This is a genomic window from Oribacterium sp. oral taxon 102 (assembly GCF_013394775.1).
Taxonomy (GTDB): domain Bacteria; phylum Bacillota; class Clostridia; order Lachnospirales; family Lachnospiraceae; genus Oribacterium.
In genome coordinates this window covers 1464613-1479746 of record NZ_JABXYT010000001.1, presented here as the reverse complement: position 1 = coordinate 1479746, position 15134 = coordinate 1464613, and the positions used below count along the sequence as shown (strand labels likewise).

The following is a 15134-nucleotide window of genomic DNA, read 5'->3' as shown; positions in this document are numbered from 1 at the left end:
TCCCATTGCTTTCCTTATGAAACATCCCCGACCATCTGCAAATGCTTTAATCGCCTATATCTTTCAAACGAACAGAACTGTTCAAAAACGATGTCGTTGCCGGACTCCAGCCGACTTGGGCCGCCGATCCCGATATCCGCTTCTATGAGACGGCATGAGCAGGTATTTCAAAAAAAGCTTATGAGAAAAATTTCTTCACAAGCTCTTTTTATCTGAAATCTTATCTGAAATCATCTAAGGAAACGCTGTTTAACGCAAACCTCTACGTCTTTGCCGTTTTCAGGCGAAGCTCCGGCAGCGTCGAAGAAACTCTGGACTTCGCCGGCACCGACTGCATGATGAAGGTGTTTCCCGCGATCACCGAATCACGCCCGATCACCGTCTCGCCGCCGAGTATGGTCGAATTCGCATAAATCACGACATTGTCCTCGATCGTCGGATGCCGCTTCACCCCGGACAGCTCCTGCCCCTTATGCGGCGAAAGCGCGCCTAGCGTCACGCCCTGATAGATCTTCACATGATCGCCGATCCGCGTCGTCTCTCCGATGACGATGCCCGTACCGTGGTCGATGAAGAAATACTCTCCGATCTCTGCGCCGGGATTGATGTCAATGCCGGTCTCCCCATGGGCATACTCGCTCATGATCCGAGGAATAAACGGAATCTGCAGTGAATAGAGTGCATGCGCGATACGGTAAACGAAAATCGCGAAGATCCCCGGATAGGAGAAGATCACCTCCTCACGGCTCTTCGCCGCCGGATCCCCCTCCATCACCGCATCCGCATCCTTCATCAGCATGCACTGAATCCGCGGAAGCTCGTCTATGAAATGAAGCGTCAGCTCTCCTGCCTGCCTGTCCAGCTCCGCTCCCCGCTCCAGATCGCAGTGGTACTGCAGCGCGGTGCGGATCTGCCTGAAAAGCTTCTCATAAACCTCCGCCAGCGTACTGCCGGCAAAATTGTCGAGAGAAACATAAGCGGTATTCTCCGAGCCGAAGAAGCCGGGAAACATCAGACGCCGAAGCTCCGTCACAACCTCGATGATCTCTGTGCGCTTCGGGAGCTTCGTTCCGAGGGTAATCTCAAAAATGCCCTCCTTCTGATAATTCTCATAGAGCATCGCCGAGATATCTGCGATGCAGCGTTTCACGTCATTCTGTATCATATGCTATTCCTGTCCTGTTCCTGATTTTTTCTTCATTTTAGCATTCTTTTCCTAGCTATTCAATGGGAATAGCTGTTTCCCCTCCGAAAGAAATCCCGTCTTTTCCGAAATTACTATGGCGGTTTCCCTGTATTTCTGCTAGAATATTTTTACGGAAGGAGTGGCAAAAGGTAATTTTGACACTCTTATCTTTTTTTTGATTTCAAAATATCACAGGAGGAGAATATGGGCAAAATCGGTTTTGATAATGACAAATACCTGTCAATGCAGTCTCTTCACATCAAGGAGAGAATCGGCAAATTCGGCGGCAAGCTCTATATGGAGTTCGGCGGCAAGCTTTTCGACGATTATCATGCCAGCCGCGTGCTTCCGGGCTTCCACCCTGACAGCAAGATCCGTATGCTGGGTCAGCTCAGGGAGGACGCGGAGATCGTCATTGTCATCAATGCCGGAGATATCGAAAAGAACAAGATCCGCGGAGATCTCGGCATCACCTACGATATGGATGTGCTGCGCCTGATCGACGCATTCCGCGACTACGGGCTCTTCGTCGGTTCTGTCGTACTGACCCGCTTCGACGGGCAGGAGAGCGCCGTTTCCTACCAGAAGAAGCTGGAATCGCTCGGCATACGAGTCTACCGCCATTACAGCATTCCCTCCTATCCCTCCAATGTCCCCCTCATTATCAGCGACGAGGGCTTCGGCAAGAACGAATACATCAAGACCTCCCGTTCTCTCGTCGTCGTAACCGCTCCCGGCCCCGGCTCCGGAAAGATGGCGGTCTGCCTCTCCCAGCTCTACCAGGAGCACAAGCACGGCGTCAATGCCGGCTACGCGAAGTACGAGACCTTCCCGATCTGGAACATTCCCCTGAACCATCCTGTCAATCTTGCTTATGAAGCGGCAACTGCCGATCTCAATGATGTCAATATGATCGACCCCTTCCATCTGGAGGCATACGGCAAAACAACGATCAACTACAATCGGGATGTCGAGGTTTTTCCGGTGCTGAAGGCAATGTTCAACCGGATCTACGGGGAATCGCCTTACCAGTCCCCTACCGATATGGGTGTCAATATGGCAGGTAACTGCATCGTGGACGACAATGCAGTCCGCGCTGCAGCAAATTCTGAGATTATCCGCCGCTATTATCATGCGCTCGTGGATCTTCGGAAGGGAAACGGCAGGCAGGAAATCGTCGACAAGCTTGAGCTACTGATGGAGAAGGCGGGCATCACGCCGAACAACCGCGCCGTGGTTTCTCCCGCTAAGCAGAAGGCAGAGGTAACCGGCGGTCCCGCCGCGGCGATCGAGCTGCAGGATGGTACGATCGTGACCGGCAGAACCTCCGAGCTTCTCGGCGCCTGTGCCTCCATGCTGCTGAACGCGCTGAAAACCCTCGCCGGTCTTCCGGACGAGGTTAAGCTGATCGCGCCGGAGATCATTCAGCCGATTCAGCATCTGAAGGTCGAGCATCTTGGCAACCAGAATCCCCGTCTTCATACCGACGAGGTGCTGATTGCTCTCACGATCTGTGCAAACAGCGATGACAATGCGGAGCTCTGCATGCAGCAGCTCGAGAAGCTGAACGGCTGTGATGTCCACTCCTCTGTCATTCTCTCCGAGGTCGACGAGCGCACGCTCCACAAGCTCGGCATCAATCTCACCTGCGAGCCGCAGTATCAGACGAAGAAGCTCTACCATCGCTAAGAGGGATGCATGAGGGGGGGTGCCGTCGAATGGCATCCCCCCTCATGCATCCTATTCAGACTGCTCCGCTTCTGCTTCTTGCAGCAGGCTGCGTGCAAATTCTTCATTTCCCTTTTCTACTCTATTTTCCGCTTCCGCACATAGTACAGATAATACAGCAGAAAAGCTGTCGAGGTGAGAATCCATGTGATCGGAAAGCTCAGGATGACCGTATGGATCTCCGGGAACGCCGGAACCACGAAAAGCAGCCAGAGCACCCGGATCACACAGATCCCGAGAATATCAATCAGCATCGGGCGCATCGCGTCTCCCATCCCTCTAAGCGCCGCGGAGAAGACCTCGATTCCGAGATAACAGATATAAAACGGCGTCATATCCCGCAGCATCCGTACACCGATCCTCAGCACCTCCGTATCCTCTGTGAAGAGCTGAAAGGCATAGCACCCGAAGATATAGATAAGGATGCTGACCGGAACTGTCCAGAGCACCATAACTGCGCTGCACTGCCGTACCGTCTTTCGTACCCGCGCAAGGAGTCCTGCTCCGTAGTTCTGCGCTACGAAAGTCTGGAGCGCTACCCCAAAGGAGCTGTTGACCATCCAGAACACCATATCCACCTTGCCGTATGCCGCCCATGCCGCGACGTAATCGGTGCCGAAGCGGTTAATGCTCTGCTGCACCAGCAGATTGGATGCCGTATACATCAAAGACTGCACTGCCGCAGGCACGCCGATGGAAAGAATTCTCTCCGTCATTCTCTGATCGAACCGAATCTGCCCGATGCTGAGCCGGTAGGGTTCCTCTGTCCCGAGAAGCACATAGAGCACCATGCACGCGCTGATAAACTGGCAGAGTATCGTCGCGATTGCGGCACCCGCGACACCCAGGCCGAGTACCACGATGAAGAAGATATCCAGCACGATGTTGATCGCGCAGCTGATAATCAGGAAAAGCAGCGGTCTCCGGCTGTCTCCCACCGCACGAAGTATGCCGGAGCCCATGTTGTAGAGGAGGTTTCCGACGATGCCCAGGAAGAAGATACGCAGGTAAAGCACCGTATCCCCCAGCACATCCGCCGGGGTATCCAGCATCCGGCAGAGCGCGGGGGTCAGCAGGAAGCCGAGCACAGTCAGGACAGCCCCCGTGAAGAGAGAGAGCGCGATCGCCGTATGCACAGCCGTATGCAGCTTCTCCCGCTGCTGCGCGCCGAAAAACTGTGCGGCGATGACCGTCGCACCGGAGCTGATGCCGGTAAAGAGCCCGACGAAGACATTGACCCAGACTGCACTGCTCCCGCCGACCGCGGACAACGCCTGCTTACCGACGAAGCGTCCGACCACGATCGCATCCGCCGTATTATAAAGCTGCTGGAAAAAATTCCCGAGGATCAGCGGCAGACAGTAGAGGATCAGCGCCTTCCAGATCGTTCCATGCGTAATCGCATTGTATTCTATACTTTCCTTTTTTCCTGCTTCCATACCGCCTCCCCTCCGCCTTCTTCCAAGCCTTTCTCCATCTCATCCTGCTTCTTTTTATATTTCTCGGAGAATCCGCTCTCCGCATGCTTCCGCACTTTTAAAGCAGGCGACATTTTCCTCCGCATGCTCCACCTCCTTTGAAAAGAGGTGTACTGTATCGATCATATCCGACAGCCGATAGCTGCCCTGCTGCCGAAGACGCACCGCCGCCATAAGCTCTATCGTACGGAGACTCCGCAGCAGGAGCCGCAGAATGTCCGCCATACTGTCCTCGTAAAAGCTGTCGATGCAGTAGCGGAAGAGAAAATATGCCGCAAGTCTTCGAAAGCACCTCCCGTATTCAGTCCGGAAGACAAGGCGGAATTCGGAAACAAGTGCTTCCGCGCTCTCCCACTCGAGCAGCCCGTTCAGCGCCGCTGTAAAATCCGTCCATCTCTCATCCAGTGTCTCTAGTCTGCGGAAGCGCTGCGGGAGATCCGAGAGTGCTGCACTAAGAAAGCCCTCTGCCGTACCCTCCCACACTTCCCGCTGTTCAGAAAAGACAGCAGAGAGCATTTCCGTGAGACTGTCCCAGAACCTGTCTCCGCTCTCTCCGGTCTCTGCCCCCTCCTGGATAAAGGCAATGCAGGCATTTCGAAGCGAAAGCAGCTCCGCGAGCTTCGCCTCCTCCTCCGAGGACAGCACCTCCCCTTCGGAGGCATCTTCCGCGCGAAAATAACGGATCGGTCCCTCTTCTGAGAAGAAAATCCGCGAAAGCTCCATACAGGACAGGCTCATATCCATCTGCTGATACTGCCCGGCCTCCATGAAATAGCGCGGATATTCCGTGCAGACCTGACAGAGTGCCTCCTCACCGAGCTCAATGTAAATCTCGCAGAGATTCTCCCTGTTCAGAAAGGGGCAGCGCCGATCTCCCGTCAGCGGGAAGTATCGTTCCTCTCCCTCCGATATGAGCTGCCTGCGCAGCCTCTCTCCGAAGCGCCCCGGAACCGTCTGATAGTAGTCACAGCTCTCCGCATCGACATCGACCTCCCAGCCTGCACAGCAGCTGTCCGGACAGACTCCGCCGATGCAGTGAAAGTTTTCGTAATATTCCGGAAATTCCAGCAGCATAGCGCCTCCTATTCCTCTGACAAAAGCGAACACTCCGCGAAGGTTCTGCGCACCGCTGCCTTATATTCAAGCAGGGTCGATGCCTTTCGAAGCTCCTTTCGACATTTCTCCGCCCCCGCGAATCTGCTGTAAAGATAGCTCCAGTTTTCCTTCAGCTTGAAGAGAATATTCCGCTCCCCGCTGATCTCCTCCTGGTAGTTCCGGAGCAGCAGCTCCGTATACTGCCAAAGCTCCTCCCTGTCAGCACCGGCTCCGCCTCGGATCTCCCGGGCAAGCGCCGGATTTCCTACCAGTCCTCTGCCGAGCATGACGGCAAATACGTCCGGAAAACGGGAAAGAAGCTCCAGATAGTCCTCCCGGGAACAAATATCGCCATTGTAAACGAGCGGCATTTCCGCATTTTCATAAAATACAGAAAAGCCCTCCAGACTCACCGGGCTCCGATACATATCCCGCAGTACGCGCGCATGCACGATGAGCTCCGAGATCGGATAACGATTGTAGAGCCGCACGAGCGCCTCCGCCTCCGAGGGCTCATAAATCCCCAGTCGGGTCTTGACAGAGATCCTCACCGCTTCCCGAAATCCGCTCCTCTCCATTCCCTCGAAAAGCTCCTCGAAGAAGCTGTCCAGCAGAGAAAGATCCCGGAGCATCCCCGCGCCCTTTCCCTTCGCCGTCACCGTCCCGCTCGGACAGCCAAGATTCAGATTGACTTCCCGGTAACCCAGTCCATGCATCGTCTCGACCGCCCGGAGGATCTGTTCGGAATTTTTGCCTAATAGCTGCGGAATCAGCGGGATGCCGACATTGTTCCCGGGGGCAATATCCCGTCCCTCCCGCCCGGTAAATCTGCCGCTCTCATTGGCAGAGAGAAAGGGTGTATAATACTTATCGATCCCGGGAAAAAGCACATGATGCGCGTTCCGAAGCGGGTATCCCGTAATGGACTCCAGAGGTGCGTAATAAATTTTCATTCTTATAGGTTTCCTGTAAATAAGGCAAGAAAAAGCATTGCCGCAAGAAGCTCCAGAGAAATCGCAGCATAATGCAGGAGGTATCTTCGGAGATCTCCGTACTGAAGTCTCGCATAGAGCCGAATGCTCTGCAGTCCGGTCATGGATGCCCAGAACAGTCCCATTCCGCCCAGATTACAACCAACGATCAGATTTCTTCCGTTGGTTGTAAAGCGAGACAGCAGCACCGCCGTCGGCACATTGCCCAGAAGCTGGGAAAGCAGAACGGAATACAGCGTCTCATGTCCCCATATTTTCTCCGTTACAAAACTGCCAATGCTCCCGATCGCTTCAAGATTCCCCCCCAGAAGCGAAAGGAAAAAGAAGAGGACAAGCACGGAATAGTCCAAACGGAGAAGCATCCTCCGATCCCGAAGCAGGACGGCGGCGGCAATCAGCAGAAGCGGCGGCAGTATCCACCGATCCGGCAAAAGCGGCAGACTCGCCGCTATGGTCAGAAGAAAGAGCAGAAGATAAAAGCGGAAGTCCTGCCATTTCACGACCCCATAGCCCGGTGCAGGCTCGAAGCCCGGTGCTCGCTCCTTCCGCCGGAAGCAGAGCGCGAGCAGCAGGAGCAGCAGGAAGCCGAACGCGGAAAACGGCAGCATAATGCGGAAGAGCCGCGGCAGGGAATAGCCATACTGCGTGTAGAGGTAGAGATTCTGCATATTTCCGAAGGGGAGCAGCATCCCGCCCAGACTCACTGAAAGCGTGAGCAGCACCAGCGTATGGATAAGCAGCACCTTTGTATTGGGGCTGTGGGAAAAGACCTGTATGGTCAGCGGAAAAATCAGCAGCAGCACCAGTTCATTGGCGAGAAACATACTAAGCAGGAAGGACAGAAGCAGGAGCCTGAGCTGCACGCCGCGAAGACTCTTCGCCCCGCACAGGAGGCGCAGCAGCCCCCGCTCGCCTGCATTGCATTCCTTCATTCCCTGCGTCGTCAGAAGATAGCAGAACAGCAGCATCAGGAAACGAGGATTCCAGTAGTGCAGAAGACGCTCTCCGGGAGACGCAAAAAAACAGGAAATCAATGAAAGAATTCCTGCCGTAAGCACTGCGATCTCCCGTTTCAGAAAAGTCTCTGCCCTTTCTCTCATGCTTTTCGCTGTCCTATACCTCTTTCTGCATAAACTATATGTGATAAATCCCCTGCCGTCCTGTCAGATGCCGGCATACCCGCTCGTGCAAACACGGCGGCTATGCCGGCGCCTGACAGGGGACTTAATAGTGGCATATCACCGGCTGACCCTTACTGAGCTGCGGATAAAGGGTTTTCGCCGCGGAGAGCGGCAGATTGACGCAGCCGTGCGAGCCGGAATAGCGGTAGATCTCCCCGCCGAAGCGTCCTCTCCATGTCGCGTCGTGCAATCCGATCCCTCCGTTGAAGGGCATCCAGTAATTCACATGACTCTCATAGTCGGGTCCTCGGAGAATCGCGTTTGTCGTCTTGTAAGTCAGCGGAAATATCCCCGGCGGGGTCGCGTGCCCCCGCGATACGTTTCCGGTCACACAGTCCGTAGACAGGCTGACCGTGCCGTCCTGTACGAGATAAACTTTCTGCTTCGTCAGATCGACCTCCACATAGCTGCTGCCATAGTCATCACTGCCATTGTTCCGATCCACGCCGCGCGTGAGATATACCGGCTCCCTGCTGACATTGACACCGGCAAGAAGCTCCTCTGTAAGCTGCTCCGCCTCCTTTTCCACAGAGAGACTGTAGCCATAGGGTCCCTTCACATTCACGAGACTTCCCTCCACTGTACGGAAACTCCGAACCGACCCTGCGGTATCCGTATTTGCCTTCAGTGCGCGGAGATAGGCCAGCAACGGCTCCCTGTCGATGCTTACCGTCCCATCTTCACCGACCTGCATCCAGCTGCTGTAGGTATCCTCATTCAGTACGAGTTGCCTCTCGCCGAAGTCATAGCTGATCTCCGCGGTGAGCAGATGGTTCCTCGCCTCTGCCTCCGCCTTGAGAGCCGGATCATCCTGCCGGAGCTCCGCCCTCTGATAGCAGCCCTCCTGATCCAGAACGAGCTCCGAACGAAGCGCTGACACCGCCTCCCCTGCCGCACGGAACAGCTGCTCTCTGTCGATCGTATCCCCATCCTGCTCTGCTGCGACGAGATACCCTGAGCCCGGAACAAAGCCGGTCACAAAGGCGTTCCTTGGTGCCGTCTCCGGGTTTTTTCCTGTCAGAAGACGCTCTGTCAGAAGCGTCTGAAGCGCCTCCTCCGAGTAGCTGATCCTCGAAGAAAGCTCCTGCTTCTCTGGCGAAAGCAGGCGGAGGAGCCAGTCCTCCCTCTTCTCCAGCGGAAGCTCTTCCAGTGAAAATTCTGCGGACAGACCGATCTCCTCTCCGCGAATCTCGCTTTCCTCTCCGTGAATGTCAAAAATCCGAAGCACATAGTCCCGAATCAGGCCGTCACGCAGAAGCGTCTCTGCCTCTGTCCGATTCATCAGTGATACATCATATCCATTGATCTCGCTCCCCGGAAGAAACCTGCCCTCCAGATAAAAAGCGATCGCCCCGTAGAAAAACACCAGCATCCCTAAGAATAAAAGTGCCGGTCCAAACATCTTTTTCATCCTGACCCTGTCTCTCTGTACCTTTCCGCTATCGCGCCGACACGGCGTCCCCGTTAATCATAGAAAACCTTCATCAGACAGAGCCCCTGCGGCTCTGCGGTATAACCGGCTCTCCTCCGGTCCCCCGATGCGAGAATCTCCGGCAGCTCCAAAGGCTCACGCTTCCCGAGTCCTGCCTCGAGCAGCGTTCCGACCATGATCCGCACCTGATTCTGCAGAAAACCGCTTCCATGAAAATAAAAACGAAGGTAAGGTCCCTTCTCCGTGATCTCAATGCTCTGAATTCGCCGCACCGTAGACTTCTTCATCCGCGGATTCCCGCAGAACGCCCTGAAGTCATGCTCTCCTACGAGATACTGCGCCGCCTCCCGCATCCGCGCAGGCTCCGGTCTCTGCATCAGCACCGTCAGATACTTCCGTTCGAAAACCGGTTTCTGCTCGCCGCAGTAACAGCTGTAGCGATAGAGCTTCCCGGACGCCTTGAAGCGGGCATGGAAACGGTCTCCGCAGCGCTTCAGCTCATTCACGCTGATGTCCTCCGGCAGGTAGCGGTTCATATACTGCCGGATTTCCTCCTCTGTAAGCGGCGTCTCGAGCAGCACATTGGCGGCCATTGCCCGCGCGTGCACACCGGCATCTGTCCGCCCCGCGCCGATGACAGAGACGCTTTCCCCGCACATCCGATGCAGGACTGCCTCCAGCTTCCCCTGTATCGTCATGTCTGTCGTCGGCTGACGCTCCCAGCCGAAGTAGCGGGAACCGTCATAGCTCAGGATCATTTTATAGTTCTGCTTCATTTTCCTCCGTCCGCTTCTGTACGGCATACCTCAGCCGGAAAATGCCTCCGGCGCTTCCCCTCTTTCTGAAATCAGCTCTCTGACCACCGCGCCTGCAAGAAGCAGCCCCGCAACGGACGGGACGAAAGAGACGCTGCCCGGCACGATCTTCCATCCTCCTGTCTCTGCCGCGTCCTTCGGCTGTGCCGCCGCATGCCCCGCAGAAACTGCCTTCTCCGTAGAGTATACAACATTCAGGCTCTCTATGCCATGTTTCCTGCATTCCTGCCGCATGACTCTCGCGAGAGGACAGACCGAGGTCTGGTAAATGTCAGCAAGCCTGAAGCGCGTGGGATCCAGCTTGTTTCCGGCTCCCATGCTGGAAATCACCGGAACCCCGCAGCGCTTCGCCCGCATAATGATCTCCAGCTTCGCCGTCACGGTGTCCACCGCGTCGATCACATAGTCGTACTCTGAGAAGTCAAATTCCTCCGCATTCCCCGGCAGGAAAAAGCACTTCCGGGTCTCCACCTCTGCCGCCGGATTGATATCCCGGATACGCTCCTGCATTGCGTCCACCTTGTACTGTCCGAGGCTATGGTATGTCGCGATGATCTGCCGGTTCAGATTCGAAAGGCTGACCCTGTCATTGTCCACCAGTACGAAGGCACCGACACCGGCACGCACCAGCGCCTCCACGGCATATCCGCCGACACCGCCGATCCCAAACACGGCAACCCTTGCCCCCCGAAGCCTCTCCAGCGCCGCTTCTCCGAGGAGCAGCGCTGTCCTCGAAAACGGGTTCTCCATATCAATACCCTCTCCTAACCGCTTCCTAAAAGGGACAGGGGCACAGAATCTCTTCTGCGCCCCTGCATCCGATAGAACCTGTATTACTTGCCGATCTGCGCCGCAACCTCTGCCGCGAAGTCCTCGTTCTTCTTCTCGAGTCCCTCTCCGGTCTCGAAACGGACGAAGCGTACCAGCTTGATCTCCGCGCCGTTTGCCTTCGCCACGGAATCCACATACTGCTGTACGGACTGCTTGCCATCCTCTGCCTTGACATAGATCTGGTCTACAAGACAAACCTCTTTCAGCTCCTTGTTGAGGCGTCCCTGCACCATGCCCATGAGAACCTTTTCCGGCGCGTTCGGCTTCTCGTTCTTGGCAGCCTCCAGCAGGATCTTCTCCTCGCTCCTAAGATAATCCTGATCCACCTCGTCTCTGGAAATATACTTCGGATTCAGCGCAGCGATCTGCATCGCAATATTCTTCGCCATCTCCTCTACCGCCTCATTGACTACAGTGGACTGCACATCGAGAATCACACCGATCCTTCCGCCGGCATGTACATAATCCTGTACAAATCCGTTTGTCTCAGACAGCTTCTCGAATCTGCGGATGTGCATATTCTCGCCAATGATGGAAATCTGCTCGGAAAGCGCCTCGTTCACCGTCTTTTCCTTGTCCAGCTTCCACGGCTCTGCGAGGAAAGCGTCGATGTCCTGCGCAGAGGTATCCAGAGCCTGTGCGGCAACCTCTTCTACAAAGCTGCGGAACTTCGCATTCTTCGCCACGAAGTCCGTCTCCGCATTGACCTCTACCACAACGGCAGACTTCCTGTCCGCAGCGAGCTTCGTAAAGCTTACGCCCTCCGCCGCGATTCTGCCCGCTTTCTTCTCGGCACCGGCGAGCCCCTGCTCTCTCAGATACTCTACTGCCTTTTCCATATCGCCGTCGGTTTCGCCGAGCGCCTTCTTGCACGCCATCATGCCTGCGCCGGTAAGCTCTCTCAACTCCTTGACCTGAGCTGCTGTAATTGCCATTGTATTCTCCTCCTATGAAGAAAACAGCCCGGCATCGTCAAAGTATATTCTACTTTCCACAAGCCGAGCCGAATCAGATCTCTATATGCGCCTGTACGCTGCTTACTCCGCTGCTGCCTCCTCCTCTGTCATCTCGCCCTGCTTCGCCTCGATCACGGCATCTGCCATCTTGGAGACAATGAGCTTGATTGCACGGATCGCGTCATCATTACCCGGAATCACATAATCCAGCTCCTCCGGATCTGCGTTGGTGTCCGCGATGCCGAAAAGCGTGATGCCGAGGGAATGTGCCTCCTGTACGCAGATCTTCTCCTTCTTCGGGTCTACGACGAAGATCGCATCCGGAATCCGCTTCATATCCTTGATGCCGCCGATATTTGCCTCGAGCTTCTCCCACTCCTTCCGGATCAGCGTAACCTCCTTCTTCGGGAGGATATCGAAGGTGCCATCCTCTGCCATCTTCTCGATCTCCTTCAGCCGGCTGATCCGGGTCTGAATGGTCTTGAAGTTGGTCAGCATACCGCCGAGCCATCTTTCATTGACATAGAACTCGCCGCAGCGAAGCGCCTCTGCCTTCACCGCGTCCTGCGCCTGCTTCTTCGTCCCTACAAAAAGAACCGTACCGCCCTCTGCCACAATCTTGACCATCGCATTATAGGCATCGTCCACCATCTTCACCGTCTTCTGCAGGTCAATGATGTGAATGCCGTTTCTCTCGGTATAAATGTACGGAGCCATCTTCGGATTCCATCTTCTGGTCTGATGGCCGAAGTGAACGCCTGCCTCAAGAAGCTGCTTCATTCCAATTGCACTCATTTTATTCCCTCCATGGTTATGCTTCCATCTCGCAGTGTGTGCATACCGGCATCATCACTCTGTGACACCTCCGGTTCTCTGCGGGATGTGATTGGTATTTTCCGAAAAGGGCAGCATTCACCCGCTCTTTTCGGACACAAACTGTACTATAGCACAGCCGCTGCCGCACTGTCAACAGCTTCCCGACGGTGTGCATTTCCCCGTCAGTGCGTATCTTCCGGCGCCGGCTCCCTTTTCTCGCCGCCGAAAAGGTCAATCTCAACGATCTCATTCTCCTGCTTCGTGCCCGCCTTCGCGTCCTTCGGCTTCGTCCAGGTGATATAGCTGCATTCCGGATATCTGGAGCAGGAATAGAAGATTCTTCCCTTTTTGCTTCTGCGCTTCACGCACTCCGCGCCGCAGTCGGGACAGACGAAGCCGGCATACTCGATGTACGGCTTCGTGTTTTTGCACTCCGGAAAGCCCGGACAGGCGAGGAACTTGCCGTGCGGGCCGTACTTTACGACCATCCTCCGTCCGCACTTGTCGCAAAGCACATCGCTCTCCTCGTCACGAATCGTAACCTTCTCCACCTCACGGTTCGCGCGTTCCACCGCCTCCGCGAGATCCGGATAGAAGTTCTCAATGATGACCTTCCATCCCATCCGTCCCTCTGCCACGGAATCCAGCAGAGATTCCATATTTGCGGTGAAGCCGGTGTCGATGATGGTCGGAAAATTCTGTGACATCATCTCGTTGACGGCGATTCCGAGCTCCGTCACAAAGAGGTTTTTCTTCTCCTTCGTGACATAACGCCGCAGCAAAAGCGTACCGATCGTCGGCGCGTAGGTCGAGGGTCTGCCGATTCCTACCTCCTCCAGCGCCTTGACAAGAGATGCCTCGGTATAATGTGCCGGCGGCTGCGTGAAATGCTGCTCCTTCTCGAAGCGCTGCTGCCGGAGCCGATCCCCGACCTCCATATCCGGCAGCTCTACATTCTTCTCCTCCCTATCCTCCTCCGACATATAGACGGAGAGGAAGCCGTCGAATACCAGCTTACTCCCGTTCAGCGTGAAGACATAGTCTCCCGCCCGGAGTCTCACACTCTCAGTATCGTAGACAGCCGACTCCATCCGGGAAGCGAGGAAACGCTTGTAGATCAGCTGGTAGAGGCGGAACTCGTCTCTGCCGAGACTCTCCTTCGCCTCCGACGGTGTGATATCCAGATAGGTCGGGCGGATCGCCTCGTGCGCATCCTGGATCTTCGTCTCATTCTGCGCCTGTGTCCGCGGCGCCTTAGAAACATAGGCTGCGCCGTACTTCTTTTCGATATATTCTCTCGCTGCGGTATCTGCCTCCTCCGCAATTCTCGTCGAATCCGTACGGAGATAGGTGATGAGACCTACGGTTCCGTGTCCCGCTACATGGACGCCCTCATAGAGGCTCTGTGCAATCCGCATTGTTTTCTGTGTCGGGAAGGAGAGCAGCTTCGCCGCCTCCTGCTGCAGGGTGCTTGTCGTAAACGGAAGCGGCGCCCTCTTCTGCCGCTTGGATTTCCGAATCTCGCTCACCAAGAAGTCCGCATCGGAAATCGCGGCGATCACGGCGTCCGCATCCGTCTCCCGCGGCAGCGGCATTCTTTTTTCCTGCCCGTAAAAGGCTGCCGTCAGCTTCTTTTTCCCGAGCAGAAGCTCCGCGTTCAGACTCCAATACTCCTCCGGAACGAAGGCGGCAATTTCCGCCTCCCGATCGCTGATCATCTTCAGCGCTACTGACTGTACTCTGCCGGCAGAGAGCCCCTTCCGAATCTTCCGCCAGAGCAGCGGGCTGATCGTATAGCCCACCAGCCGATCCATAACGCGGCGCGCCTGCTGTGCGTTCACGAGATCCATATCGATCATCCGCGGGTTTTTCAGCGCATTCTTCACCGCATTCTTCGTGATTTCATTGAAGCTGATGCGGGAAATCTTCTTTTCATTGTTCTTATCCTTGCAGAGCTCGTTGTTCAGGTGCCAGCTGATTGCCTCTCCCTCACGGTCCGGGTCGGTCGCGAGATAGATCCGATCTGCCTTCTTCGCTTCCCTTTTCAGCTTGCTGAGGAGCTCCCCCTTGCCGCGGATCGTGATGTACTTCGGCTCGTAGTCATTGTCCACATCCACGCCGAGCGAGCTCTTCGGCATATCGATCAAATGCCCCATCGTCGCATCGATCGTATAGTTCTTCCCTAAAAATTTAGCGATGGTCTTCACCTTCGCCGGTGACTCTACAATAATTAAGCTGTTTGCCATGTCCCATCCTTCTGCCTTTATTCGCTCCGTGCCGGCTATCCCAGCGCCGAACTATGGTCTGCATGATAAAACAAGCGACCGTTTTTTGCAAGTCCCTGCAAATTATATTTTTTGAAATCTCCCTGTTTTGTTTAGATTTTATTCATATTTTTCAGAGAATCTTTCCTTGACCTGCCCGAATACGGTATTATACTGGAGAAAAGTATTTACTGTATAAGTCCCCAGTCAAGCGGACAAACGCAAGTTTTCCTTCTGTTTTTATTTCCTTTTTTCTTCTATATTTTATCTTATCTTCCGTTTTTCTGCCCTTTCCCTTTTCAAAGGCTTTCCGGCTGAGAGGTATCTGATTGCTGCAATTACATTATAGGAGGAACTAAG

12 protein-coding genes are annotated in these 15134 nt (G+C 55.0%); 1 reads left to right on the top strand and 11 read right to left on the bottom strand.

Annotated elements, in window-relative coordinates; all coding sequences use genetic code 11:
- Positions 1-262 precede the first annotated feature (262 nt).
- Positions 263-1165 (bottom strand): serine O-acetyltransferase EpsC, encoded by a 903-nt coding sequence (gene epsC, locus HW273_RS06765; RefSeq protein WP_179011051.1) that lies wholly within the window; start codon positions 1163-1165, stop codon positions 263-265.
- 225 nt (positions 1166-1390) lie between these two features.
- Between epsC and HW273_RS06760 the strand changes: the two genes are divergently transcribed.
- Complete coding sequence (locus tag HW273_RS06760; protein ID WP_179011050.1) at positions 1391-2875, top strand: DUF1846 domain-containing protein; 1485 nt, start codon at positions 1391-1393, stop codon at positions 2873-2875.
- A 116-nt stretch (positions 2876-2991) separates the two neighbouring features.
- Here the strand turns inward: HW273_RS06760 and HW273_RS06755 are convergent, their stop codons facing one another.
- The 10 genes from HW273_RS06755 to topA all read right to left on the bottom strand — a co-directional run bounded on the left by HW273_RS06755 (position 2992) and on the right by topA (position 14756).
- On the bottom strand, positions 2992-4353 hold the full coding sequence (locus HW273_RS06755; protein WP_179011049.1) for an MATE family efflux transporter: 1362 nt from the start codon (positions 4351-4353) through the stop codon (positions 2992-2994).
- Between the two features lie 54 nt (positions 4354-4407).
- On the bottom strand, positions 4408-5466 hold the full coding sequence (fliB, locus tag HW273_RS06750; RefSeq protein ID WP_179011048.1) for a flagellin lysine-N-methylase: 1059 nt from the start codon (positions 5464-5466) through the stop codon (positions 4408-4410).
- A gap of 8 nt (positions 5467-5474) precedes the next feature.
- A complete protein-coding gene (locus HW273_RS06745) occupies positions 5475-6440 on the bottom strand; it encodes a tRNA dihydrouridine synthase (protein ID WP_179011047.1) in 966 nt (321 codons plus the stop codon).
- Positions 6441-6442: 2 nt separating this feature from the next.
- Positions 6443-7579 carry an SLC13 family permease gene (locus tag HW273_RS06740; RefSeq protein WP_179011046.1) on the bottom strand — a complete coding sequence of 379 codons (1137 nt, stop codon included), beginning with the start codon at positions 7577-7579 and terminating at the stop codon, positions 6443-6445.
- A 124-nt stretch (positions 7580-7703) separates the two neighbouring features.
- Positions 7704-9071 carry a L,D-transpeptidase family protein gene (locus HW273_RS06735; RefSeq protein WP_179011045.1) on the bottom strand — a complete coding sequence of 456 codons (1368 nt, stop codon included), beginning with the start codon at positions 9069-9071 and terminating at the stop codon, positions 7704-7706.
- 53 nt (positions 9072-9124) lie between these two features.
- Positions 9125-9868 (bottom strand): tRNA pseudouridine(38-40) synthase TruA, encoded by a 744-nt coding sequence (gene truA / locus HW273_RS06730; protein WP_179011044.1) that lies wholly within the window; start codon positions 9866-9868, stop codon positions 9125-9127.
- Positions 9869-9898: 30 nt separating this feature from the next.
- Positions 9899-10657: a tRNA threonylcarbamoyladenosine dehydratase gene (locus tag HW273_RS06725; RefSeq protein ID WP_179011043.1), complete on the bottom strand. Its 759-nt coding sequence runs from the start codon at positions 10655-10657 to the stop codon at positions 9899-9901.
- Positions 10658-10740: 83 nt separating this feature from the next.
- The gene (gene tsf / locus HW273_RS06720) at positions 10741-11673 is read right to left on the bottom strand and encodes a translation elongation factor Ts (RefSeq protein WP_179011042.1); all 933 of its coding nucleotides are present in this window, start codon (positions 11671-11673) and stop codon (positions 10741-10743) included.
- A gap of 102 nt (positions 11674-11775) precedes the next feature.
- The gene (rpsB, locus tag HW273_RS06715; RefSeq protein WP_179011041.1) at positions 11776-12489 is read right to left on the bottom strand and encodes a 30S ribosomal protein S2; all 714 of its coding nucleotides are present in this window, start codon (positions 12487-12489) and stop codon (positions 11776-11778) included.
- A gap of 203 nt (positions 12490-12692) precedes the next feature.
- A complete protein-coding gene (topA, locus tag HW273_RS06710) occupies positions 12693-14756 on the bottom strand; it encodes a type I DNA topoisomerase (protein WP_179011040.1) in 2064 nt (687 codons plus the stop codon).
- Positions 14757-15134: the final 378 nt, after the last annotated feature.